A 24,276-nucleotide genomic window follows, 5' to 3' on the forward strand; every position below is an offset into this window, starting at 1 on the left:
CCCCGTGAAGCCGAGCTTGAAATCGGCAACTACATGGTGTTTTATAATGAAGAGCGTAACCATCAAGGACTCAATAACCTCACTCCTGATGAGGCCTACTTCGGTAGGCAAAGATACGCAGCATGAGCTGGGTCAACCACTTAAGAAATGAGCTTATGCGTCCAACCATTGGGGTCCACTTCTCTATTCAAGCCGCGTCGACGCTTTGCAGTGCTTTCAATCACTGATAAATTGCGGTAGTTTTGGGGCCAAATCATCGACGGGCAGACATTTTGGAAAAACACGAAGAAGTTCTCATCGCCATCAGACAGATCATCCGCGCCATCGATTTACATTCGAAGAAGCTCAATAAAATTTCTGGACTGACTGGCCCTCAGCTTATTTTGATGCGTGCAATCAGGGAGTTGGGCGAAGTTACCATTCGCCAGCTTGCCAACCATACCAATATGAGCCAAGCAACCGCCACCGCGATTTTGGACCGTTTGGAAAGAAACGGGTATGTAGAGCGAGTTCGCAGCAAAGAAGATAAACGCAAAGTGCACGCCCATCTCACCGGCGATGGAGAGCGCATTCTCAAGCAAGCGCCAATGCCATTGCAGGAAAATTTCATCTCTGAGTTTCAGAAATTGGAAGATTGGGAGCAGTCGCTACTACTTTCGTCTGTGCAGCGAATCTCCAGCATGATGAGCGCAGAGCAGATTGATGTATCACCCATTCTTGAACTGGGTAGCATCAAGCCAGAGTGACCCGTTTACTGCACCAGACCCTGCTCAAACGCATATTTGGCCAACTCCGCGGTGGAGTGCAGATCTAACTTATGCTTGATATTGTGGCGGTGGGTTTCCACCGTCCGATAGCTGATATCCAGTAAGGTCGCAATTTTTTTGCTGCTGTGCCCCTGTGCCACCAGCTTGAGTACCGCCTCTTCACGGCGACTGAGCGGGTTGACGCGTTGAGCTGCGGGGACGATCTCCTGAGTAAATAGGGTTTGTGTCACCGACTCACAAAAATAGGTCGAACCTTGATTGACGGTTTTGATCGCTTGCACCATTTTCTCTGCCGAAATCTCTTTCAGCATGTAGCCAACCGCGCCCTCCTGCATCACTTTCATGATGTATTCTCGATTGTCGTGCATAGTCAACATCAAGACCTTGCTCTCAGGAAACTCTTCTTTGATCAAGCGAGTGGCTTCAATGCCATTCATAATCGGCATGCTGATGTCCATCAGCACTACGTCGGGCTTGTGTCGACGAACGGCATCCAACGCTTCTAAGCCATTGCTGGCCGTTCCTACCACTTCAATATCGGGTTCTATTTCTAAGCGAGCCATAAAACCATCGAGCACCACTTGGTGATCATCGACGATCACGATTCGAATCGGTCTATCCATAGGTTAATCCATCCAAATTCAGTAACACGGTAATTTCCGTTCCAAAACCGGGTTCACTCATCAGTTCAAAATCGCCGCCTAAGAACTCGACCCGTTCACGCATGTTCCTCAGGCCAATTCCTCGTTTGCGCAGCGCATCTGCCACAGCAAAACCACAGCCATCATCGCGGATCAGCAGTTGCAGTATGTTGCCCATCTGCTGCAAGCTCACTGTCACTTTACGCGCCGCAGAGTGTTTTTCGATGTTGTTGAGTGATTCTTGCGCGACACGGTACAAGGTCGTTGCCACTTCTGATTTGAGTTTATGCGCTTGCGTATCAAAGTGGATATCGATATCAATACCCGAATGAGCGCGAAAATCTTGTAACAAACTCGACAACGCAGCCTCAAGACCAATGTCATCTAACGCACTGGGGCGTAATTGATGCGAAATGTGCCGCACTTCATTAATGGCCGTCATCAGTGACTGTTGAGACTTTTCCAGATGTTGGCGCAGTGAAGGTTGATCGATCTTGTTACTCAATAACTCTAAGTGACATTTACTTGAGACCAGTAACTGGTTAATGCCATCATGCAGTTCACGGGCGAGATGCTTCTTCTCATCTTCTTGAAACATCACGGTTTTATGAGCCAGCTCTTTGAGATTCTTATCCGCGAGACGATGCTCATGCAAGTTGATCGCCAAGGTCAACACAATGATCACCGCCACTGTGACCAATAAAATCACTACCACAGAAAAAAAAGTCGTTTCGATGTTTTTGTTCACCGCCGCCTGCATGTGCGCCACTTCTTGGCGAATGTCTTCCATGTACAATCCGGTGCCGATCATCCACTCCCATTTACTCAGCCAAGCCGCGTAGCTGAGTTTCGGCACTGTTTCACCTGTCGATGGCTTTTGCCACAAATATTGATGAAAGCCGCCTCCCGTTTGCGCTTGATACAGCAGCGCTTCAATCAGATGATCACCATTTTCATCTTGCAGATCGAGGAGATTTTGCCCTACAAGCTCAGGCTGAATAGGATGAACCAAGTTGGTTCCTTGCTTATCATAGGCAAAGAAATAGCCATCGGAACCATAGCGCAACCGAGTCAAAATGGCTTTTACTTTCTGCTGCGCTTGCTCCTCACTCAGAGAAGCATCGTTGTGAATGTAACCAATTGCGTCAAACGCCAGATCCACGCTGTCTTGCAACGCATTTTCACGAGATTGGATCAGGCTTTGACGAAATATCTCCACCTCTTTTTGCCCTAACGTTTTTGCCTGATAGATGGAGATCCAACTGATACTCGCTGAAACCAGCAGCAGCGGCAACAGCGTTAGCAAGATCAGCTTCATTTTCAGCGGCATAGCGTGTCCTTATACAACAATGGCTGCCCATCCTTGGCAGCCATTTACTCTAGCAACTAAGTTTCAAACCTAGCAAGATTTACCTCACTATTGTGCGCCCTAGCCCATGCCATAAAATTCTGGGAACAGCAGCAATGAGGCAAGCACCAATATCTGTAAGCCGATAAACGGTACAACACCACGATAAATATCCCGAGTGGTCACCCCCGCTGGCGCCACCCCTTTGAGATAGAACAAGCTAAAACCAAACGGCGGGGTCAGGAAGGAGGTCTGTAAATTCATCGCCACCAGGATAGCAAACCAAGTCATGTTGATGCCTAACGTCTCAGCCACTGGCGCTAAAATGGGCACAATAATGAAGCAGATCTCGACGAAATCGATAAAGAATCCGAGGATTAAGATCACCAGCATAGTGACGATCAAAAAGCCCCATTTCTCACCGGGAATATTCAGCATCCACTCCTCGACTAAGAGGTCGCCGCCGGTGTAGGTAAAGGCCATAGAAAACGCGGTCGCGCCAAGCAAAATAGCAAATACCATAGCGGTCACATTGACCGTCTCTTTCGCTGATTCGTACACCATTTTCCAGCTGAACTGGCGATAAAGCAGTGACAGAACGATTGCACCAGCGCCGCCTAGCGCCGCCGATTCGGTTGGTGTCGCCACACCAGCAAAGATCGAACCTAAAACCACCACGATCAACGCGAGGGGTGGAATGACCGCTTTGAGCGCTTTGATCACTTCCTCACGGCGGCTAATCGTTTCATCACGTTCAATCGGCTGCGCTGCGTGCGGATTAAGTTTGGCGTAAATAAGGATGTAAACCACATACACGCCCACCAGCACAATCCCCGGCCAAACGGCGGCTTGGAACAAGTCGCCAACTGGCACGCCGAGCACATCACCCAATAAAATCAATACGATCGATGGCGGAATAATTTGCCCCAAAGTGCCCGACGCACAGATAGTTCCGCACGCTAACCCTTTGTCATAGTTGTATTTGAGCATGACAGGTAACGAAATAAGGCCCATTGCCACCACAGACGCACCAACCACTCCCGTCGATGCCGCAAGCAGCGTTCCCACCAGCACGGTAGAAATCGCGATACCACCGCGCACGCCGCCAAAAAGACGCCCCATCGATTCCAGCAGTTGTTCCGCCAAACGCGTTTTTTGCAGCACCAAGCCCATAAAGACAAACAGTGGCACGGCCATCAATACGGTGTTTTCCATGATGGATTGAATGCGGTATGGCATGAAGGCAAAGATCTCTACTCCTTCCGCCCACACACCAAATAAAAGTGCGATACCGCCAAAAGTGAACGCCACAGGAAAGCCGAGTAGTAACGCAAACAGCGCGACAAAAAACATCACAATTCCGATCATCCTGAGCTCCTACGACTTATCTGATTTGGAAAGGTGCAACAAGTGCGGATTGACGATCTTGTTGAGCGAATGCAACATCAAACCGACGCCACTGATGGTCATGAAGGCAAATGAGAGTGGGATCATCGCTTTGATTATCCAGCGATAGGGCAGCCCACCCGGATCGCCGGAGGTTTCACCTAATGCATAGCTCTCTTTGGCAAAGTCGATACCAAACCACGTCACTAGAAGACAAAACGGAATGAGGAAAACGACCGTTCCCAGCAGGTCAATGATCGCTTGCGCGCGATGAGAAAGATTTTCGTAAAAGAGATCAACGCGAACATGCCCGCCCGCTTTTAGCGCATAAGGGATACCCAGCAGGAAAACAGCGGAAAACAGGTGCCATTCCAACTCTTGAAAGGCGATGGACACATCGTTAAAGGCATAACGCATGATGACGTCGTATACCACGTTGGCGAGCAGAACCACAAACAATATGCTGGCAAGCCATCCGAGGAAGTCCCCGAAACGGTTAAACAGACGTTCGATATAGATCAGACTTCTCATTCCCTACTCCATGGAATTTTGAAAAATGGCTCCGCTTGGCAAGCCAGCGGAGCTCTGTTATCGGCTCATCTCAAGATAGAGTGAGCTTTCTTGGGCTCCTCACCAGAATCGCTGGCGAATTTTATTGCGCCTGACCATTTAGGTACGCGCGGGTAGAAATGTCGGTCCAAGGACGAACCTGCTTAAGATAAGCCGCTTGCGATTCTTGGATCTCTTTGGCCAGTGCATCTTTCTCAGCATGCTCTTTTAGCAACTTGTCGTTGGCTGCACGCATCGCAGACATCACCGCAGGCGGGAAGTCTTTCACTTGTACATTCGGGTATTCAAATTTGATCGATGCCCAGTTTTTGCCATTTTCATGCTTGGATTGGGTATACATGTCGTACGCCGCAGTTTTCATTGCCACCAGCAGAATCGCTTTCAAGTCTTGAGGCAGCCCATCCCAAGTACGTTGGTTGACCAAAAACTGCAATTCCGTAGCTGGCTCATGCCAACCTGTGTAGTAATAAGGGGCGATTTTGTGAAAACCCATGCGCAAATCCAGTGATGGGCCGACCCACTCCAGCGCATCAATCGTACGACGCTCAAGTGAGGTATACAATTCACCCGGTGCAATGTTGGTCGGTTTCGCGCCAAGCTCGGCTAAGATTTCGCCCGCAAAACCGGGAATGCGCATCTTCAACCCTTGCAGATCATCTACCGAGTTGATCTCTTTTTGGAACCAGCCGCCCATTTGGGTATCCGTGTTACCCCCCGGGAAAGACAGCATGTTGTGCGGCGCGTACACCTTCTCCATCAACTCCATACCGCCGCCGTAATAGAACCAAGCGTATTGTTCCATCGGCAACATACCAAACGGCATTGACGTAAAGTAGAGCGTGTTCGGTACTTTGCCTTTCCAGTAATAGGACGCTGAGTGCCCCATGTCGTACTGTCCTGATTTCACCATGTCGAACACGCCAAGCGGTGCTTTGTGCTTGTTGGCAGAGTCGATACGGATCTGCAAGCGGCCGTTGGACATCTCTTCTGCCATTTTCGCCATATTTTTGGTCGCATCACCGAAGATGGGAAAGTTAGGCCCCCACGTTTCTGCCAGTTTCAGGCGGTACACTTTTTCTGCCGCATTGGCCGATGTCGCAAGCAGTGCCAAAGCGGCCGCCACGGCAGTACTTTTCAGCACACGTTTTAGAGATTGTTGGATAAGACTCATGTTTCACGTCCTTGGTTTTATTGTATGTCACATCAATGAACACTTGTTATTCATGTTAAAGATGTAACAAAAACCAACGACATGTAATCGGCAGGAACACGCAAGCTGTCTCGTGATTGGCGAGATAATTCGACCAAGGTATTACGTATTAATACGTAAGATCAAAATCAGATATCACTTTAATTATTTGATTAATATAAACATTAAAAATTCATCGACAAATTTAGATCTGAACGGATACTTACGTAGTAAAACAAGTCAAGTATTAACAGTTTTTAGCAAAAGTGTGACAAGCAAGGCTGGTTAAGAGCAACAGAGAAGACGCAAGATTGGGTGAGATGGGATAAAGTGCCCCGGGCAAGCCGAGGCAAAGCAGATGTTGCCAAGTAAAGTTAAGCGCGCTTGTAGATCACTTTGTTACCGCTTAGCTGCTCTTTGGTGACGAGATTTTCTTCAAGCAGTTTTTTTAGCGCACCAGTGGCCCATGAAGCCGCTTTTGCTTCGTCTTGCCCTGCGGCGAGACCAATACTTTTGGGATTGATGCCATCAACATTGGCCGTCACTATATCCAGCACTTGCTGCTGTTTTGGGGTCAACGTGAGGTTGCTTTTCACCGCTGAAACGGCAACGTTTTTCACTTCAGCCACTTCGCTGGCGGCAACCTTCTTTTCAGCAACCAGCGCAGATACCGTTGCTTTGCTCGCCACTGGCTTCGCTTTTCTCGGTGCCGTCGCCAAATTTGCTACAGCGGCTTGAATGCGTTTTTGCAGTTTTGCCTGCACGTTACGCTTATGAGAAAGTCTCATTGAATTGGTCTCCAGTTCACTGCTTGTCAGCAGGGATGAAAATTTTGAAGCGCGTTTTATAGCAAATTTCAGGGGTAATTTGTAGGCTTAAGCGGCGAAAGGTCATGAAAAATGCGTGGTTTGGGCAGAAAGACTACAATTTAAACAAGTACAAAGCATTGAGTGCTGAGTATAAATACAGTGGTAAGATTCACTAAAAATGCAAAGGGATGAGTATGCAAACGCTGCAATTGTGCAACTACGATTTCAGTCTCAACTCAAATAAAGGTCGGGGCTTGATTGGCGGATTCTTGGCCGCTGCTTTACTGCTTTTGTCCCTCTCTACCAGTTGGTTACAAGCTTTTGTCGCCATCACACTGCTGCTTTTTCTAGCCTTACTTGGCATCTACTTAATGCTGCGCAGCCAAGTGAAATACACCCTCACTGCCACTCACTTCCAACAACACCTGTTTAAAGGCGGTTGGGTGGTCAAATGGCGCAATATTGAAAAAATTGGCGTCTGCACTGTTGAGACACAAGGTTGGCATGAGCCGCTACCTTGGATAGGCATTAAACTCAAAAACTATACGCCCTATCTGGATGCGATTTGTCCCCGAGTCGCCAGCGAAATTCTCCTCAGTCAACGAGCCCTACTTTACTTGGGCGCACATCAACATCGGTGTACAAACCAGTTTGAAGATATGGTGCTCAACTCAGATCCCGTCCACATTGGCGATGAGCGTTTGTATACCGGATTAAAAGCCATGCTCGCCAACCGCATGCGTTATCAGCGGCGTTTTTTTGATTACGACATTTTTATTTCGGCGCAAGATCTCGACCGGGAAGCCGACGATTTTGTCGGCCTGGCTCGGCGCTACTTAGCCGCCGCCGAACCAGATTAAGTGAGTCAGTAGAGCGGCATCTCGTCAGCGACGAATGGATTGGTTTTGCGCTCATGGCCAAAGGTTGACTCTGGTCCATGACCCGGGATAAACGTCACGTCATTGCCTAAAGGCCAAAGCTTGTTTTTAATCGAAGCGATCAAGGTGTTGAAATCCCCTTGTGGGAAATCGGTACGGCCGATGCTGCCGTTAAACAGGACATCGCCGACGAAAGCGCGACGAGCTTGTTCGCTAAACAGCACCACATGGCCCGGTGTATGACCTGGAGTATGCAGCACTTGCAGCACTTGGTGCCCAAAGCGGATCTCGTCACCATCCTGTAACCACTGATGCGGTTCAAATGCTTGTGTCAAAGGAAACCCGAACATTTGGCTTTGCCGTTCCAAACCTTGCAGCCAGAAGTTATCGGCTTTGTGCGGGCCAACGATTTCCACTTGGCCTAAGAGTTCAGACAAACGCTCCGTACCACCAACATGATCCAGATGACCGTGGGTTAAAACCAATTGCACAACCTCAACGCCGAGCTCTTTGATACGTGCCGCCAGTTGTTTCTCATCGCCGCCTGGGTCAATCACGATGCCTTTCATGGCTTCATCGCACCAGACAATCGAGCAGTTTTGCGCGAAAGGAGTAACGGGAACAATCTGATATTTAAGTGCCATACTAACCTCGGACCAAGAAAATCTGGCCGGAACTATGACACTTGAAGGAGGGAAAAACAAGAAGCGGCTACCATTGACGAACGGGCCCGGTGTCGATGTGCACAAAATCACTGCGCGGATAGTAACCAACACCACCCGCGTTGAGCGTTAAGGCGGCTTCATGGACCGTGGCGATGGCAACGCCATCGATACGAAAGTCTATCGCTTTACCCAGCATGTGATAACTTTTCTTAGCGACCGCCGAAGAGCGAGCTCTTAGCGCCGCGTTGGTCACGGGCGAACGATAGCCCGAAATGATCTGCACTTCGTTTTGTGTGCCAATCAGAGTTTGAATTTGCGTGAGTTGATCAAACAGACGTCTGTCCATCGGATGCGCTTCGTTTTGGCGAAAGTCCCGACATAAATGGTCAAGACGGGCCAATTCTTCTTCAACGTAGCTCACGCCATCGAAGTAACAACTTTCCAACCACTCGCCCGTGTGTAAATTGTTCATTGCCAATTCCCGAGGTGCATCAGGCAACGAAGCAAATGCTCGACTGGGCATGCACGAAACCGCTGCGACAGTCGCACTCGCCATACAGATAAAACGCCGACGCGAAAGCGGCTCAAATTTCGACTTCACTCAAATTCCCACACTTATTGGTAACAGCGGGGCACCATAGCGAATGACTTTCTCAGCGTCAAATTGCTTTCTGGGTAGCAACGGGTTCAATTTGCATCAGGGATGAGAGTTAGTGATTGAAGTAACTGATCTTTTCCACGTATGTAAATTTCTGGCAAATTTCATCCCTGCTGGCGAATCAAATCGAATTGATAAATATCGTCACGATAATTGATCTCTTCACCATCAAACCAAACCGTTTGATAAATGATGTGTACTGGCACGCGAGTCTTGAGCGGGATCATATTGTTAGGCTCTTGCCAGGCAGATTGTCGCGTGAGTTCTTCTTCTAGCCCTTGGGTTTGCAGTAATAAATGGGCAAATTGATCGGCATTTTCCACCCGCACGCAGCCGGAACTAAACGCTCGATTATCTCTGGAGAACAGACGCTTAGAAGGCGTGTCATGCAGAAAAATGGCCCGTTTATTGGGAATGTTAAACTTATACAAGCCTAAGGCGTTTGTGTTGCCTGATAACTGACGCATTTTGTACGGGAAGTTGTGTCGCGAAACACGTGACCAATCGATGCTTCCAGGGTCGATGGCCGTCTCTGAGTCCCACGCTTCCAAAATCTCAATATTTTGTTTTTTAAGATAGTTTTGGTCGCGCTTCAGCTTAGGCAAAATGTCTTTAACCATAATTTTATTTGGCACATTCCACACCGGGTTAAGCACGATACCGTCCATTTTCCCTTCCATGATCGGTGTTTTTCGGCTGATTTTTCCGACCACCACTTTCGATTCGAATACCTCCTCGCCCTTGTACCAAAATTGCATTTCATAGCCAGGCACATTGACCAGAATGAGCAAATCCCGCTCTTGCGGCCATAAGCGCGAACGCTCTGCATTCAGTGCCATCGAGTGCAAACGTTGTGCTGGTGAAACATTCAGCCATTTGATGGTCGCAGGACCTATCACACCGTCCTGAGCGAGGCCATGCATCTTTTGAAATTGCTTGATGGCTTTAGCGAGCGCCGCATCATAGAGAGGATCAGCATCTGAGCTTTGATGGGTATCAACACCGACCATTTGCAAACGTCTGAGCAAAGTGGCTTTATCCGTAAGGGAGTCACCGACTTTTTTCAGACCTTGTGGACGGTACTCTGTAGTAACTTGATGCTGTACATTCCATAACTTGCGATAACGCTGCTCAAATTGAGGGTTGAGCTGCAACGGAGAACGCAAAGAGGCGATGTAATCGGCAAGCGAGCCTGAACGAATTTCTTGTGCGAGATTGCTTAGTGACCTTGGATTAGGCGCTGGCAAACTTTGACTTAACGGGGAAGAAAACAGCCAATCTTTGCCATTGCGCGTCAGTTTGTCGAGATAACTCAGGTAGGAAAGCAAGATGTCGGTGGCGAGAATGTCATAACCCAACCACTGTTGCTGCGCTTTATAGCGATTGAGTTTTGCGATTTGATGTTCAAAATAAGAGCTCACTCCGGCCGCTTTGACCAATTCCAGTTGAAATTCAAATTGCTCAATCGCTCTCGCATCCGTCCAAATTCGTTGGTGCCCGTGCTCTCGATACAACTGCTCCACTTGATGAGGATATTGCACATAAGCAAGAGCCGCGGAGTTTTCAATACGCCAATGGACATCTTCCTGCTGGGTTAATGCCCACAAAGGTGGAGCGAGAAACGCTAGCAATAAAACTATCAACGACTTAGACACCTTTTTCGCTCCAGAAAATCAAAATTTGCCATAGGCTAAGTATGGCAAATATCGTCGAGGTTACGAGCGCAAAAGTGAGAAGTTTTTTTTAAACAATTTGTGACCAGTGATTATCCCATTGAATATTCGACTGGATTTCTCTTCGCCCTTGCTCAACCGAAGTGGTCACAACTGTGCCTGCGCCTGAACTGACACGAAATTGATCTTGATACACAACCACACCGGACGCGTCAGGCAAAGCCCCCAGCTCCACCAGTTTGCCACTCTGTTTGGACCAGATACCGTAGCAATTGCCCGGCGGTGAAGTGGCAAGAATCCACTCTGCCGTGGCGGCAATACTGGCAATATAGTGATTAAACCTCGCCCACTGCTCTGACTCGGCGTACAACGACACCATCTCATACCCGCGAGTGTGCATGGCCAACAATGACGGGTACTCGTCTGGCTCACCACGATATTGTTGACCACAAAGCACCGTATCGCGACCATCATGTGCAAGATGGCGAATGCTCAATTTGGGATCGGCTAAAGTCACTTGGTCGAGCAATTCACCGTTTTGCGCTAAGTAACTGAGGCTGGGTTGCATACTCGCTAAGTTGAGCGGTTCACGTCCATTGGTATGCACGCCACCAACGCCGATCACTAAGGTGCTATCTGGCATGATGATCACTTCGTGCGGGCCAATGCCAAACCCACTCAGCTCGTCGACTTTCTGATAATTATGCTGCACATCATAGACACCGATGATACCACGGCTGGTGCCGCGCTCTCCTTCGGTGGCAAACAAGTAGTTTCCGTCTAAAGAGTAAACGCCGTGCCCATAATAGTGACGATTTTCTGCTGCCAAACTAAGATGGCGCATTTCTCCGCTCTGATAATCGAACACCATGAAGAAACTGCCCGGACGCCTTGCAAAAACCGCCGCGTGCCCCGCCCGATTCGTCGCCACGCCATGTCCGCGCGCCGGCAGTGGCAATTGATGCAAAGGGTAGCCATATTCATCCGCCACCACCGCACTAAACTGCTCGCGCCCAGTAATGGCACAGCCAATTAAGGCCGGTTTTGAAGTGGCCAGAGACGCACAGCCAAAAGGCAACACGGGCGTTACTATGCCTGCTAAAGCGGCTTTCAGCAGGCTTCTGCGTTGTAAATCAGTCACCATCTGTTGCGTTAAACCCTATCACTACACCCAATTCCACCGCCACTTCATCATGAATGACGTACTTCAACTGCTCGAGCTTATAATATTGCGCTAATGCGAGGCGATAGCCTTCCTTCGTTGGTAATGCACTAAATAGGCTCCGCTCTTGCGGCCAAGTGGTCAGCATAGTATCGAATTGATTCAGTACACGATCTGCCAGATCCGGCTTGTCCATCTCGCGCAGCATCGCATCCAAACCATGCCCATGAGCAACATACAGTTGACGAAGTGCCTCAATGTTCGCTTTCAAGTTAGAAAACGAGGTTTCAGAGCGCCAAGATTCCGCAAAATAAGGTCGCGGCTGACCAATGTTTGCCAGTGGACGCGCCATTTTTTTCATCGCGTATTCGAGCTGATTCGACAGCAGCGAAATGTATTCTGACTGCCACTCTTTATCGTCCAAAGCCACCCACGGATTACTTTGCCAAGCCGTAGCGATTTTGGCTGCGTTGCGCTTAAGATTACCGGCAATCGCCACGCCTGTATCGCAAGTCTGCGGATTTTGCGTCAAGTTAGATTGGCTGTCGTAGAGCAACCATTCCAGCGCCCCCAAGCCCTGCACAGTCACGCTTTGTACCGCTATCTCATCCACCGACCAACTTTGCTCGCGGCGGGTCAAGGCAGACATCTTTACTCCAGTGGTATTTTTCTTGTCGGGCCAAAACTGTACGTTCCAGCTCTGTTCCAGTGCCGCCGCCGGGCCTCTTTCCTGACCTTGCAGAGCCATCCAACTGAGCATGGTTTGATGCCACTGCTGGCGCACTTCGCTGGCTTCCTGCGTCGGCGCAGAACAATAATCAGCAAACGATTGAGAGAGCAGTTCGGTTTGGCGATAAAACTGTTGAGCCGCGGCAAACTCCACTTCGTAAACCGCTTGGCTAGCATGATGCGTTTGCTCCGCTTTCTTCTCCATCTGCGAGTCGATCGACTCACATCCCGACATGGTGACAAGCGAGCTCGTCATGAACGCAATTAAAGAATATTTCACACTAAAATTCCTATAACGATTCCTATAAGGATTTGAGGAAAGCGATCAAAGCGTCTCTCTCCGCTTTGCTCATCGCCAATACTTTTTGTTTCGCTGCTTCTGCTTCACCGCCATGCCACAACACGGCTTCAAGTAGATTGCGAGCTCGGCCATCGTGCAAGAAGTAGGTATGGCCATTGACCTCTTGCGTATAACCAATCCCCCATAGTGGCGGCGTGCGCCATTCGCGGCCATTAGCCAGAAACTCTGGGCGATTATCCGCCAGCCCTTCGCCCATATCGTGCAGTAGCAGATCGCTGTATGGGTGGATGGTTTGCTGCGATAAGGCAGGTAAATTCGGTCGTCTGGCTGTCTTTACATCCTTTTTATGGCAACTCTGACAACCCACTCGCTCAAACAAAGCTGCACCTTGCTGAACCTGAGGATCTTGTAAGTTCCTTCGTACTGGGACTGCGAGATGCTGTGAATAAAATTCAACAAAAGCGAGGATATTATCACTAACCTCTGGCTCCCCCCCGTTTGGCATTGTTTCACACAGTGCTTGCTTTGCGGTGCAGTTTTCTTGTGGAAAGAGACGACTGGTCAAGCCGATGTCTCCATTGAACGCGGCGGCATTTTGCTGCATCAGACTGGGTTGCCCCGCCTTCCAACCAAAGCGCCCAATGGCGAAATGTTGCTTTTGTACATCCCAAACTCGGTTGAGTTTACCTGAGATGCCATCGTGATTGGCGTCATCCGGATCGGCCCATTGGCGCAGTGTCTCTTCCGGGATGCTTTCCAGCAAGCCAAGACCGATCATGGGCGGCGCAACTCGGGCAGACAGCATGACATCAGGATGCATTGCCCCGTATCCCAACTCGCCGATTGTGACATGGGGTTTACGCAGCACCACCTCACTGCCATCTTGGAACCTGACTGGCACGGGCGAATAGGTGACTATGATCTTGCCCTCTGCTTTTTGATCCGGCAAGGCAAAATCTTGTAATTGATCGCCATAGGTCGGCTCTGGGACCACTCCCCCTTTGAGCAGCGCTTGCTTTTGCTCATCCGTCAGTGCGGGAATGCTGAGCCTAACCAGCATCGAGACCGAATGCGAGTCATTGGCTTCAGGTGGGTGGCCGCGGCCATCTTTGATATGGCAATTTTGGCAGCCATTAGTGTTAAAAAGCGGGCCGAGACCATCTCTCGCGTCCGTTGAAGCAGGCGCTTGAACCCAAGGATTGCGGAAGAAACTGTTTCCTACACTAAAATCCAGACGTTCGCTCATCGGCAAATTTGCCGCTGGTAAGGAAAAAGCGTTTGGCCCCTCTTTTCTTACGCTGGTGTCGCCGCCCGATTTTTCGGTATCTGCAAACACAGCGCCTGAAATGGCCAGCATCAAAAGGCTCAATAAATAAGGCTTCATCGATTACTTCCTGAAAAACAGGTTGTTATTCTTAAATAGCAAAGGGCTCCAAAGAGCCCTGAAAAACATAATGCTGTGTTGATTAGAATTCGTGATCAGCGGTGTCTGGGTTGAGGCTGTCAATACCCACAATGCCTGCCGCACGTTCAATGGCTGAGGTTTGCGCCACGAGTGACATGATGGTTTCGTTGACTAACGCATGGCCCTGCGTGTTACCAGCCGCAATCAGTTGATCAAAATGCTGATTATTTTTCTCTGCTGAAGTCACTAACTTGCCGACTTGTGCACGAGTGACATCAAACTGCTTTTGGATCTCTTTTGCCGCTTGAGGATCTTTTTGCTTCACCAGATCATGCAAGCTTGGACCTGAGAGCAGCGTACCATCAGCGCGTTTGTACCGCCCGGTATAAACGTTGTAGATACCTTGTTCATTGTAGTAATGCGAGTTGTGCGTGTTGTCTGAGAAGCAGTCGTGCTCATCTTCGGTAGAATTGGCTTCCAGTGCCACCTTCATACGCTCGCCCGCTAGCTCACCAAGAGAAAGGGAACCCATACCAAACAGCATCTTACGTAGGCCATTGTCGCTCGAATCTGTAAGCAACTCTTGGCGATAGTTTCCTTTGCCTTCGGCAGACCACTGCTTTTCCATCCACTCAAGATCTTGCACCAGAAGTTGCGCGGCGGCTTTTAAGTAGGCACCACGTCGGTCACAGTTGCCGTTGGTGCATGCCTCACCCACAACAAAGTCTGTGTACGCACGTTGACCGGCTCCAGCGTTAGTGCCGTTGAGATCTTGTCCCCAAAGCAAGAATTCAATCGCGTGGTAACCTGACGCAACGTTTGCTTCAGAGCCACCGACTTCGTTTAAATCTGCAATCAATTCTGGGGTGATATTCGATGCATCCAAGGTACTGTTGCCAATTTTCAGCGTGGTATTGGCTACGATATTGGCTTTGGCACCTTCATTACCCAGTTCATGTTGGTAATCCGCTGCTACGTAGTCAATCAAACCTTCGTCAAGTGGCCAAGCGTTTAGCTGGCCTTCCCAGTCATCCACTACTGCATTACCAAAACGAAATACCTCTGACTGCTGGTAAGGAACACGCGCGGCAAACCAAGCTTGTTTTACCTCGTTGAGTTTTGCTTCTGACGGCGCAGAAAGGAACTGTTCTACTTTTCTTTCAAGTAGTTGTGCCGTGGTCAGTGAATCGGCAAAAACCGCGTGCGCAATGTCTGCATAGTGTTCAATGACTTGTTGTTGAGTGACATTTGCCGCCAGCGCACTGCCACTGGTAAGCAAGATTGACGCGGTAATAGAGTGGAGCAAGAAATTCTTGGCATTCATTGAAAGCATCCTTGTTGAGCATTTGTTAATATTATTGGTAGTGCTAACTATTCTCATTTGCACTTTTGTTGCTGATCATACAAATTTACATTTTTTTTGCAAGCCAGAAACGAAAAAAGCCCCAATTCAGTGAGGCTTTTGTTAGAAAGTTGGATATCAATCAATGACCGACTCTTGGCTCAATCAACTTTAAGGTTGTGTTTGCCATGCGATACTTTGGCACGTAAGTAGTTTTCGTTGCCATCTTTAATATGGGCAGAGGTGTTGACCACTTCAACAATCTCAATGCCATATTCTTTCAATTCACGGATTTTCTTCGGGTTATTTGTCACTAAGCGTATCTGTTGCACCCCAAGCGCCTCAAGCATTTGCGCCGCCTCAGTGAAGTCACGCAAGTCATCACCAAAGCCTAAATGATTATTGGCTTCGTAGGTATTCATCCCTTGGCTTTGAAGCAAATAAGCATCAATTTTATTGTACAAACCAATACCGCGTCCTTCTTGGCGCAAGTAGAGGATAATCCCGCCAGATTGCCCCATGCGAGTAATCGTTTCTTCGAGTTGTTCACCACAATCACAGCGCGAGGAGTGGAATACATCGCCCGTCAGACACTCAGAGTGCATTCTCACCAATGGCACCGACTGAGTCTTGTCGGCTGACTTAAAAATCACCGCGACATGTTCTTTGTCGGAGTTAAGACCGCGAAACGATAAAATCTCCGCATCAATATCACTTTTTGCGCCGACTTTAAAATCGACCCTGGCTCGAACTTCCGCCATACCTACACTCACTTGATTTGTTAATTTTTGTCTATCTGATATTGCATACATGATCTGCTCTCACTTATAGGCCAAATATGAGGTCTGATACTGAGAAATTCAACATACGGATCACAAATGAATTTTTTGTTATATTATAACAATTCAACCTCGTGGCAACCCTTAGGCGTAAAAAAACCCCAAACAAAGGTTTGAGGTTCATCTGATGTCTTACTTTCTTTTAATCAATTAATCTTTTAATCAATTAGTGCGTTTGGTTTTTCTTCCAGACCACCAACTCTATCCAAGCGGCTTCCAGCTCGCTGAGCTCTTCTTCCGTTAATACTGCTAACGTTGAAGTCGACTGAGAGACAGCACTAGACTGTAGAGAATAAATCTGTGAATAGAAATCTTTTTTTAGTTGAGTTTTGACTGCATCCACTGCGATTACCCTATCAGCACACGTATTATTACCAGAAATAAAATCGTTAATTCTCAAAAATAATAACAGCTTGCGTGATAATTGTACAATTAATTATCGACAATGGAATAGTCATCACATTATTTTTCAACTTGGATCTTGATCTTATTTTCCCCTCATATGATCCCTATCTAGCTTGCGATATTTTTGATCTTTTACTGAAGAAAAGATCGCATCCAACTCTCAGATAATTTCCACAGACAAAAGAAATTTCATTGCCACAAGTGGCATTTGAGTTGCTTCTCTGCACTTTACTAAAGCAATTCTATTGAGAAAAAGTCATTTAATTCAAGCAAATAAAGGCAAGCCTAGTGCTCTATTTGCGCTGCCTGTTTCTCCCCTTACTGGACGAAGAAAGATCAATCACTCTATTTTCCTAAGTCCTATTTTATGATCAAGAAGGCGCGAAGAATCGATCATTTCTATCGAATAGAAAGATCTTTTCTCGTTATTTCCTTATTGTATTTCTTATTTAGCGCAGAAAATCGGATTGGATCATCAAATAAGATCTTTCTCGATCCAATAAAATAGCGTTTTTGGCTTACTCTGGTTTAAACAATTGCAAAAGCTCAATGGCTAAAAAAGTATCGCTATGAATATGCGCGATCATAAAGATCAACAAAATCAGAGCAAAAAAGTAATTAAAGCGATTAACCCACTTCTGTTTAGCTAAACGACAGCCACTGTTTGCTAGTTTGACCCCGACCAAACCAAAAGGATAACCAATCAGCAGTGCCATCATCGCTGCCAGATAGGTTGATAGTGAGGAAGCAGCTTGCAATTCCATGTGTATGTCTCCTACGCAAAAGCAGTCACTTTCTCTTACTGCTTTTTCCTATAAGTGCGCAGGTTACCAGATAGGCAGGCGAACGAGCGGTTTTAAGCTCAAGAAATGTGGTAATTGCTGGGTTCGGTTCCAAAATCGAGTTAAAGCATCTAATTGCATAACTATATTTTGCCAGGCAGTTTACTTTTCGCTGGAAAATAGGAGCAGAAATTAAAAAGCCGGATAGAAAACTACCCGGCTCTTATCAACATACGCTTGCTTTTTCAAGAAGAAAGCATGCTATTCCTGCTCGTCTTGAGCCTCATCGACAACGACATCGGTCTCTTGCGCTTCATCGCCTTCTAGCAATTCCACCTCTTCGACTTCTTCAATACGCTGTAGACCAACCACCAACTCATCTTCTGCGGTACGGATTAATGTCACGCCTTGCGTATTACGGCCAACTTGGCTCACTTCTGCAACGCGAGTACGCACTAATGTACCAGCATCTGTGATCATCATGAACTCGTCGCCTTCGTCAACTTGAACCGCACCGACAACGCTACCATTGCGCTCAGAGACTTTGATCGAAACCACGCCCTGAGTACCACGCCCCTTGGTTGGGTATTCAGACAGGCTGGTACGCTTACCGTAACCATTTTCAGTGACGGTTAGCACGTCACCTTCCGTTTTAGGTACGATGAGTGATACCACTTGGTCGCCATCGGCCAGTTTCATACCTCGTACACCCGCGGCAGTACGGCCCATTGGTCTTACGCCTTTGAACTTGATCTCTGGTTGACCATGTTCATCCAGCACAGGTTGACCGTTTTCATCCACAACCGCGGTTTCTTCTGATTCTTTAAAGCGAACCACTTTGCCGAATTTAGAGAACAGCATAATTTCGCTTTCGCCGTCAGTGATATCCACGCCAATCAGTGAATCATCATCACGTAGGTTAAGTGCGATAAGACCGTTTGCACGAACATTAGAGAACTGATCAAGCGAGGTCTTCTTAACCGTGCCGTCTCCAGTCGCCATGAAGATGTATTTGTCTGCGCTGAACTCAGTGACCGGCAGAATTGCGGTAATACGTTCATTTTCTTCCAGCGGCAACAAGTTAACAATTGGCTTACCACGAGCCGTACGGCTTGCAAGAGGCAATTGATACACTTTCAAGCGATAAGTTTTACCACGAGTGGAGAAGCATAGGATGTTGTCATGCGTATTCGCAACCAGAAGACGCTCGATATAGTCTTCATCCTTCATCTTCGTTGCGCTCTTACCTTTACCACCACGACGCTGTGCTTCGTAGTCGCTCAGTAGCTGATACTTCACATAGCCTTCGTGCGACAAAGTCACAACCACATCTTCACGAGCAATCAGCTCTTCCATGTCGATATCGTGAGTTGCCGCGGTAATTTCAGTACGTCGTGCGTCACCAAATGCATCACGAACAGTTTCAAGCTCTTCGCGGATCACTTCCATCAAACGTTCAGTGCTGGCAAGGATATGCATCAGTTCAGCGATTTCTTCCAGAAGAGCTTTGTACTCATCAAGAATTTTTTCGTGCTCTAAACCTGTCAATCTATGCAGACGAAGCTCAAGAATTGCTTGGGCTTGTTGCTCGGTTAAGAAATATTTGCCATCACGGATACCGTATTCTGGTTCAAGCCATTCAGGACGAGCCGCATCGGTGCCAGCACGTTCAAGCATTGACGCGACGTTACCTAAATCCCAACCACGAGCAATCAAGCCCTCTTTTGCTTCTGCTGGCGTTGCCGCGCGGCGAATCAATTCGATGATTTCATCAATGTTGGCTAGCGCGAGGGCCAGTGCTTCAAGAATATGTGCACGATCACGAGCTCTACGCAGTTCAAAAATAGTACGACGCGTCACCACTTCACGGCGGTGATCAACAAAGCACTTCAACATTTCTTTCAAGTTGAATAGCTTAGGTTGACCATTATCCAGAGCAACCATGTTGATGCCGAATGTCGTTTGCAGCTGAGTTTGTGCGTAAAGGTTGTTGAGAACCACTTCGCCAACCGCATCACGTTTACATTCAATCACGATACGCATGCCGTCTTTATCAGACTCATCACGCAGAGCACTGATGCCTTCGACTTTTTTCTCTTTCACTAGCTCAGCGATCTTTTCGATCAAACGAGCTTTGTTCACTTGATATGGGATCTCAGTCACGATGATGGTTTCTTTACCATTTTTCTCGACTTCGATATCCGCTTTCGAACGCATGTAGATTTTGCCGCGTCCCGTTTTGTACGCGTCAATAATGCCTTTACGTCCACTAATCAGCGCAGCCGTAGGGAAATCTGGACCTGGAATGTAATCCATCAGCTCATCAATGGTGATGGCTTCGTTATTGATGTATGCAAGGCAGCCATCAATCACTTCCGTCAAGTTGTGCGGAGGAATGTTGGTCGCCATACCTACTGCGATACCGGACGAACCGTTGACCAGCAGGTTTGGAATTTTGGTTGGAAGCACCGCTGGGATCTGTTCTGTGCCATCGTAGTTGGCCACATAATCCACGGTTTCTTTATCTAGGTCTGCTAGAAGTTCATGAGCGATTTTCGCCATACGAACTTCGGTATAACGCATTGCTGCCGCGGAGTCACCATCGATCGAACCAAAGTTACCTTGGCCATCGACCAGCATATAACGAAGCGAAAACGGCTGTGCCATACGAACAATTGTATCGTATACCGCACTGTCACCATGTGGGTGATATTTACCGATTACGTCGCCGACTACACGGGCAGATTTTTTATATGGTTTATTCCAGTCATTGCCTAGCACACTCATCGCGAACAATACGCGGCGGTGTACTGGTTTTAGGCCATCACGCACATCTGGAAGAGCACGACCCACGATAACGGACATCGCGTAGTCTAGGTATGAACCTCTCAGCTCATCTTCAATGTTTACGGGCGTGATCTCTTTAGCTAGATCGCTCATAGAGCCATTATCCCTCTATTTTCTGATCGTATGTACAATACGTTTAAGGTGCAAAAATATAACACACAATTCCCCTTTGCGGCATCACTTTCCCTTTCCTTTTATCAGGTTGTGAGGTTGGTTGTGAATCAATTGCTGAGAAATTGCACATTCTTTTTCTATCACGCTGATAACAGGTGATTATTTAGCCAGGTTCTACCAAAAACGCCTTTCCCTATGGAGGAAAAGAGCGATGGCGTTATAATGCGCCATCTTTTCACGGATGCAGACACAGCGCGGACGAAGCATATGAGTAAAACACAAAACGTTGACCCAAATGAAATCAGAAAGTTTGAAGAGATGGCTTCCCGTTGGTGGGACTTAGAGGGCGAGTTTAAACCGCTCCACCAGATCAATCCTCTGCGTCTCGACTACGTGCTCGAAAAGGCGCAAGGTTTGTTTGCCAAGAAGGTATTGGATGTTGGCTGCGGCGGCGGCATTTTGGCAGAAAGCATGGCTCGTGAAGGTGCGATTGTCACTGGCTTAGACATGGGCAAAGAGCCGCTAGAAGTAGCCCGTTTACACGCTTTGGAAACGGGCACGAAACTGACTTACTTGCAAAGCACCATTGAAGATCACGCCGAGCAGCATGCCGGCGAATATGATGTGGTGACCTGCATGGAGATGCTAGAACACGTGCCGGACCCTTTGTCGGTGATTCAGTCTTGCGCGGAATTGGTTAAACCCGGTGGCCACGTGTTCTTCTCGACACTCAACCGCAATCTCAAATCTTATTTGTTCGCGATTGTCGGTGCGGAAAAACTGCTGAAGATCGTCCCTGAGGGCACACATGACCACGAAAAATTCATTCGTCCTTCAGAGCTCATCAAGATGATTGACCAAACCGATCTCTGTGAGCAAGGCATCACAGGTCTGCACTACAACCCGTTAACCGACCGCTACAAGCTCGGACGCAATGTTGACGTCAACTACATTGTCCACACGCAAAAATTCTGATCTCGATATCGCTCTAACTTCATCGGCAGTAGCATAAAACTACTGCCTGTTTTAGTTGCTCCTTGCGCTATTTTTGTGCTTTTGCTTCCAATTTATACAATCCAGTTTTGGCTTACAAAATGACTGAAAGATCAAGAAAAATATTTTTGCTGACGGTTAAGATTAAACCGATCCAAAATTGTCATTTTTCTCTACTCAATTGAGCTCTTTTGTCATCGGTAAGTGTTTACTTACTGTTTTTTTCGATTTCGCCACTTATCCACAAGTCATCCCAAGGCTATAACTTGAAATGACCTGCCAATAGCACTATCTTGTTACCCGCAAACAGTAGTGCCCCTATATGTTGTGTTTGTACTACAATGTATAGATAGACTTTGATCACAAGGCCGTAACGATATTTACAATCGTTTCAGAATAAAGATTCAAAAATGCGGCTTTAATCAGTTTTCTTAGGGAAATAAAGCAGAATGAACCAACAACTTACCGTCACCAAGCGTGATGGCCGTAAAGAAAATATTGATCTGGAAAAGATCCACCGCGTGATTGCTTGGGCTGCAGAAGGCCTGCAAAACGTCTCTGTCTCTCAAGTCGAGTTGCGTGCGCACATCCAGTTTTACGACGGCATCACCACGTCTGATATTCATGAAACTATTATCAAATCTGCTGCGGATCTGATCTCCGAAGAGACGCCAGACTACCAATACCTCGCGGCTCGCCTAGCGGTGTTCCACCTGCGTAAGAAAGCGTATGGCCAGTATGAGCCACCAACGCTGATTGACCACGTAACTCGCATGGTTGAACTGGGTAAGTATGACAAGCACATTCTGCAAGATTATACCCAAGCAGAACTCACCGAGCTGGATAGCTACATCGATCATAAACGTGATCTCGATTTCTCTTACGCGGCGGTAAAACAGCTCGAAGGTAAGTACTTCGTACAAAACCGCGTAACAGGCCAGATCTACGAAAGTGCACAGTTCCTGTACATTTTGGTCGCAGCCTGCTTGTTCGCTAAATACCCCCACGAGACCCGTTTGTCTTATATCAAACGTTTCTACGATGCGACGTCGACGTTTAAGATTTCGCTGCCTACGCCTATCATGTCGGGCGTGCGCACCCCAACTCGTCAGTTCAGCTCATGTGTACTGATTGAATGTGGTGACAGCCTAGACTCAATCAACGCGACCGCAAGCTCCATTGTGCGTTACGTTTCTCAACGTGCAGGCATTGGCATCAACGCAGGTCGTATCCGCGCGCTAGGTTCTGAAATTCGTGGCGGTGAAGCATTCCATACGGGTTGTATCCCGTTCTACAAGTACTTCCAGACTGCGGTAAAATGTTGTTCACAAGGTGGCGTGCGCGGCGGTGCGGCGACGGTATTCTACCCGCTTTGGCATGGTGAAGCGCAGTCTCTGCTGGTGCTGAAAAACAACCGTGGTGTCGAAGAGAACCGCGTTCGCCATATGGACTACGGCGTGCAGTTGAACAAACTCATGTATCAACGCCTGGTCGAAGGCGGCAATATTACGCTGTTCTCACCATCCGATGTTCCTGGGCTTTACGACGCTTTCTTCCAAGATCAGGCAGAATTCGAACGTTTGTATGTAAAATACGAAAACGATGCGTCGATTAAGAAGACCACCGTCAAAGCGATTGAGATGTTCTCTTTGCTGATGCAAGAGCGCGCCTCAACTGGCCGTATCTACATTCAAAACGTTGACCACTGTAATACACACAGCCCATTTGATGCCGAAGTGGCGCCAGTGCGCCAATCTAACCTGTGTCTGGAAATCGCACTGCCAACCAAACCGCTGAGCAACGTGGAAGACGACTCTGGTGAGATCGCTCTTTGTACCCTCTCTGCATTTAACCTCGGCGCGATTCAATCACTGGATGATTTCGAAGAGCTGTCTGATCTGGTGGTACGTGCGCTAGATGCGCTGCTGGATTATCAAGATTACCCACTACCAGCGGCCTACAAGTCAACCATGAACCGCCGCACTTTGGGCGTGGGCGTGATTAACTACGCATACTACTTGGCAAAACATGGCGTGAAATATTCCGATGGTAGCGCCAACAGTTTGACTCACCGCACTTTTGAAGCCATTCAGTACTACCTACTGAAAGCCTCTGTGGCGTTGGCCAAAGAACAAGGTAAGTGTCCGTCGTTCCACGAAACCAACTACGCCAAAGGTTTGCTGCCGATCGATACCTATAAGAAAGATATCGACCTTATCTGTGATGAGCCTTTGCATTACGATTGGGATGCATTGCGCGTGGAGATCATGGAGCATGGCTTGCGAAACTCTACGCTCACAGCGCTGATGCCTTCTGAGACTTCCTCTCAGATCTCTAACGCAACCAACGGCATTGAACCACCACGTGGCTATGTGTCGGTAAAAGCGTCTAAAGACGGTATCTTGAAACAGGTTGTACCCGATTTCACAGAGCTGAAACACAACTACGAGCTACTTTGGAACATTGGTTCTAATGATGGTTACCTACACCTTGTGGGCATCATGCAGAAGTTTGTTGACCAAGCGATTTCTGCCAACACCAACTACGATCCATCGCGTTACGACAGCGGCAAAGTGCCAATGAAGAAACTGCTGCAGGATCTGCTCACTGCCTATAAGTTTGGTGTTAAAACGCTTTACTACCATAACACGCGTGATGGTGCAAAAGACGAACAAAAAGATGCGGTTCAACCACAAGATGACGATTGTGCTGGCGGCGGTTGTAAGATCTAACCCGCGTAAAAACACAAACCGTAAAGACAGATTATCGAGTA

At 47.8% G+C, this 24,276-nt stretch carries 21 protein-coding genes and 1 pseudogene; 5 read left to right on the forward strand and 17 right to left on the reverse strand.

Annotation, left to right across the window (positions count from 1 at the left end; genetic code table 11):
- Nucleotides 1-126: pseudogene (locus UF06_RS01250) on the forward strand (IS3 family transposase); the annotation flags it as partial.
- Between the two features lie 146 nt (nucleotides 127-272).
- Nucleotides 273-746, forward strand: a complete 474-nt coding sequence (locus UF06_RS01255) for a MarR family transcriptional regulator (protein ID WP_045568824.1) — start codon at nucleotides 273-275, stop codon at nucleotides 744-746.
- A gap of 5 nt (nucleotides 747-751) precedes the next feature.
- Here the strand turns inward: UF06_RS01255 and UF06_RS01260 are convergent, their stop codons facing one another.
- From UF06_RS01260 to UF06_RS01285, 6 genes are all read right to left on the reverse strand, one after another.
- A complete protein-coding gene (locus UF06_RS01260; protein WP_045568825.1) occupies nucleotides 752-1,390 on the reverse strand; it encodes a response regulator transcription factor in 639 nt (212 codons plus the stop codon).
- Complete coding sequence (locus UF06_RS01265) at nucleotides 1,383-2,738, reverse strand: cache domain-containing protein (protein ID WP_045568826.1); 1,356 nt, start codon at nucleotides 2,736-2,738, stop codon at nucleotides 1,383-1,385. Before UF06_RS01265 ends, UF06_RS01260 begins: the two co-directional genes overlap by 8 nt.
- 99 nt (nucleotides 2,739-2,837) lie before the next feature.
- On the reverse strand, nucleotides 2,838-4,124 hold the full coding sequence (locus tag UF06_RS01270) for a TRAP transporter large permease subunit (protein WP_045568827.1): 1,287 nt from the start codon (nucleotides 4,122-4,124) through the stop codon (nucleotides 2,838-2,840).
- Nucleotides 4,125-4,133: 9 nt separating this feature from the next.
- The gene (locus tag UF06_RS25500) at nucleotides 4,134-4,673 is read right to left on the reverse strand and encodes a TRAP transporter small permease subunit (RefSeq protein WP_045568828.1); all 540 of its coding nucleotides are present in this window, start codon (nucleotides 4,671-4,673) and stop codon (nucleotides 4,134-4,136) included.
- Nucleotides 4,674-4,794: 121 nt separating this feature from the next.
- A complete protein-coding gene (locus UF06_RS01280; RefSeq protein ID WP_045568829.1) occupies nucleotides 4,795-5,883 on the reverse strand; it encodes a TRAP transporter substrate-binding protein in 1,089 nt (362 codons plus the stop codon).
- Between the two features lie 392 nt (nucleotides 5,884-6,275).
- A complete protein-coding gene (locus UF06_RS01285) occupies nucleotides 6,276-6,689 on the reverse strand; it encodes a hypothetical protein (protein WP_045568830.1) in 414 nt (137 codons plus the stop codon).
- Nucleotides 6,690-6,904: 215 nt separating this feature from the next.
- Here UF06_RS01285 and UF06_RS01290 point away from each other — a divergent pair, with 215 nt between their 5' ends.
- Complete coding sequence (locus UF06_RS01290) at nucleotides 6,905-7,570, forward strand: DUF2982 domain-containing protein (protein WP_045568831.1); 666 nt, start codon at nucleotides 6,905-6,907, stop codon at nucleotides 7,568-7,570.
- A 5-nt stretch (nucleotides 7,571-7,575) separates the two neighbouring features.
- Here the strand turns inward: UF06_RS01290 and UF06_RS01295 are convergent, their stop codons facing one another.
- The 11 genes from UF06_RS01295 to gyrA form a co-directional block, all read right to left on the reverse strand.
- Nucleotides 7,576-8,232, reverse strand: a complete 657-nt coding sequence (locus UF06_RS01295; RefSeq protein ID WP_045568832.1) for an MBL fold metallo-hydrolase — start codon at nucleotides 8,230-8,232, stop codon at nucleotides 7,576-7,578.
- Between the two features lie 67 nt (nucleotides 8,233-8,299).
- Nucleotides 8,300-8,809 carry a DUF882 domain-containing protein gene (locus tag UF06_RS01300; RefSeq protein WP_139046245.1) on the reverse strand — a complete coding sequence of 170 codons (510 nt, stop codon included), beginning with the start codon at nucleotides 8,807-8,809 and terminating at the stop codon, nucleotides 8,300-8,302.
- A gap of 206 nt (nucleotides 8,810-9,015) precedes the next feature.
- The gene (locus UF06_RS01305) at nucleotides 9,016-10,566 is read right to left on the reverse strand and encodes a L,D-transpeptidase family protein (RefSeq protein ID WP_045568834.1); all 1,551 of its coding nucleotides are present in this window, start codon (nucleotides 10,564-10,566) and stop codon (nucleotides 9,016-9,018) included.
- A gap of 88 nt (nucleotides 10,567-10,654) precedes the next feature.
- Nucleotides 10,655-11,728: a DUF1513 domain-containing protein gene (locus UF06_RS01310; protein WP_045568835.1), complete on the reverse strand. Its 1,074-nt coding sequence runs from the start codon at nucleotides 11,726-11,728 to the stop codon at nucleotides 10,655-10,657.
- Nucleotides 11,718-12,755: an imelysin family protein gene (locus tag UF06_RS01315; RefSeq protein ID WP_045568836.1), complete on the reverse strand. Its 1,038-nt coding sequence runs from the start codon at nucleotides 12,753-12,755 to the stop codon at nucleotides 11,718-11,720. The genes UF06_RS01310 and UF06_RS01315 overlap by 11 nt, the downstream gene beginning before the upstream one ends.
- Before the next feature lie 22 nt (nucleotides 12,756-12,777).
- Entirely contained in the window at nucleotides 12,778-14,160 is a 1,383-nt protein-coding gene (locus tag UF06_RS01320; RefSeq protein ID WP_045568837.1) for a di-heme oxidoredictase family protein, read from the reverse strand.
- An 82-nt stretch (nucleotides 14,161-14,242) separates the two neighbouring features.
- Complete coding sequence (locus tag UF06_RS01325) at nucleotides 14,243-15,505, reverse strand: imelysin family protein (protein WP_045568838.1); 1,263 nt, start codon at nucleotides 15,503-15,505, stop codon at nucleotides 14,243-14,245.
- A gap of 179 nt (nucleotides 15,506-15,684) precedes the next feature.
- Nucleotides 15,685-16,335, reverse strand: a complete 651-nt coding sequence (gene ribA, locus UF06_RS01330; RefSeq protein ID WP_045568839.1) for a GTP cyclohydrolase II — start codon at nucleotides 16,333-16,335, stop codon at nucleotides 15,685-15,687.
- A gap of 193 nt (nucleotides 16,336-16,528) precedes the next feature.
- Nucleotides 16,529-16,705: a hypothetical protein gene (locus UF06_RS26700; RefSeq protein WP_045568840.1), complete on the reverse strand. Its 177-nt coding sequence runs from the start codon at nucleotides 16,703-16,705 to the stop codon at nucleotides 16,529-16,531.
- A 580-nt stretch (nucleotides 16,706-17,285) separates the two neighbouring features.
- Nucleotides 17,286-17,531, reverse strand: a complete 246-nt coding sequence (locus UF06_RS01340) for a hypothetical protein (RefSeq protein ID WP_045568841.1) — start codon at nucleotides 17,529-17,531, stop codon at nucleotides 17,286-17,288.
- A 279-nt stretch (nucleotides 17,532-17,810) separates the two neighbouring features.
- Nucleotides 17,811-20,489 (reverse strand): DNA topoisomerase (ATP-hydrolyzing) subunit A, encoded by a 2,679-nt coding sequence (gyrA, locus tag UF06_RS01345; protein WP_045568842.1) that lies wholly within the window; start codon nucleotides 20,487-20,489, stop codon nucleotides 17,811-17,813.
- A 288-nt stretch (nucleotides 20,490-20,777) separates the two neighbouring features.
- Between gyrA and ubiG the strand changes: the two genes are divergently transcribed.
- Nucleotides 20,778-21,485 (forward strand): bifunctional 2-polyprenyl-6-hydroxyphenol methylase/3-demethylubiquinol 3-O-methyltransferase UbiG, encoded by a 708-nt coding sequence (gene ubiG, locus UF06_RS01350; protein WP_045569015.1) that lies wholly within the window; start codon nucleotides 20,778-20,780, stop codon nucleotides 21,483-21,485.
- A gap of 467 nt (nucleotides 21,486-21,952) precedes the next feature.
- Nucleotides 21,953-24,235: a class 1a ribonucleoside-diphosphate reductase subunit alpha gene (gene nrdA, locus UF06_RS01355; protein WP_045568843.1), complete on the forward strand. Its 2,283-nt coding sequence runs from the start codon at nucleotides 21,953-21,955 to the stop codon at nucleotides 24,233-24,235.
- Nucleotides 24,236-24,276: the final 41 nt, after the last annotated feature.

Origin of the sequence: Vibrio sp. S234-5, from assembly GCF_000960595.1 — a bacterium.
Classification (GTDB): Bacteria; Pseudomonadota; Gammaproteobacteria; order Enterobacterales; family Vibrionaceae; genus Vibrio.

Coding starts and splice junctions, on each gene's coding strand:
- gyrA (WP_045568842.1), bottom strand. CDS start 20,489: ATGAGCGATCTAGCTAAAGAGATCACGCCCGTAAACATTGAAGATGAG.
- UF06_RS01295 (WP_045568832.1), bottom strand. CDS start 8,232: ATGGCACTTAAATATCAGATTGTTCCCGTTACTCCTTTCGCGCAAAAC.
- ribA (WP_045568839.1), bottom strand. CDS start 16,335: ATGTATGCAATATCAGATAGACAAAAATTAACAAATCAAGTGAGTGTA.
- nrdA (WP_045568843.1), top strand. CDS start 21,953: ATGAACCAACAACTTACCGTCACCAAGCGTGATGGCCGTAAAGAAAAT.
- UF06_RS01285 (WP_045568830.1), bottom strand. CDS start 6,689: ATGAGACTTTCTCATAAGCGTAACGTGCAGGCAAAACTGCAAAAACGC.
- UF06_RS01280 (WP_045568829.1), bottom strand. CDS start 5,883: ATGAGTCTTATCCAACAATCTCTAAAACGTGTGCTGAAAAGTACTGCC.
- UF06_RS01325 (WP_045568838.1), bottom strand. CDS start 15,505: ATGAATGCCAAGAATTTCTTGCTCCACTCTATTACCGCGTCAATCTTG.
- UF06_RS01270 (WP_045568827.1), bottom strand. CDS start 4,124: ATGATCGGAATTGTGATGTTTTTTGTCGCGCTGTTTGCGTTACTACTC.
- UF06_RS01310 (WP_045568835.1), bottom strand. CDS start 11,728: ATGGTGACTGATTTACAACGCAGAAGCCTGCTGAAAGCCGCTTTAGCA.
- UF06_RS01260 (WP_045568825.1), bottom strand. CDS start 1,390: ATGGATAGACCGATTCGAATCGTGATCGTCGATGATCACCAAGTGGTG.
- UF06_RS01300 (WP_139046245.1), bottom strand. CDS start 8,809: ATGGCGAGTGCGACTGTCGCAGCGGTTTCGTGCATGCCCAGTCGAGCA.
- UF06_RS01265 (WP_045568826.1), bottom strand. CDS start 2,738: ATGCCGCTGAAAATGAAGCTGATCTTGCTAACGCTGTTGCCGCTGCTG.
- UF06_RS01290 (WP_045568831.1), top strand. CDS start 6,905: ATGCAAACGCTGCAATTGTGCAACTACGATTTCAGTCTCAACTCAAAT.
- UF06_RS01320 (WP_045568837.1), bottom strand. CDS start 14,160: ATGAAGCCTTATTTATTGAGCCTTTTGATGCTGGCCATTTCAGGCGCT.
- ubiG (WP_045569015.1), top strand. CDS start 20,778: ATGAGTAAAACACAAAACGTTGACCCAAATGAAATCAGAAAGTTTGAA.
- UF06_RS01340 (WP_045568841.1), bottom strand. CDS start 17,531: ATGGAATTGCAAGCTGCTTCCTCACTATCAACCTATCTGGCAGCGATG.
- UF06_RS25500 (WP_045568828.1), bottom strand. CDS start 4,673: ATGAGAAGTCTGATCTATATCGAACGTCTGTTTAACCGTTTCGGGGAC.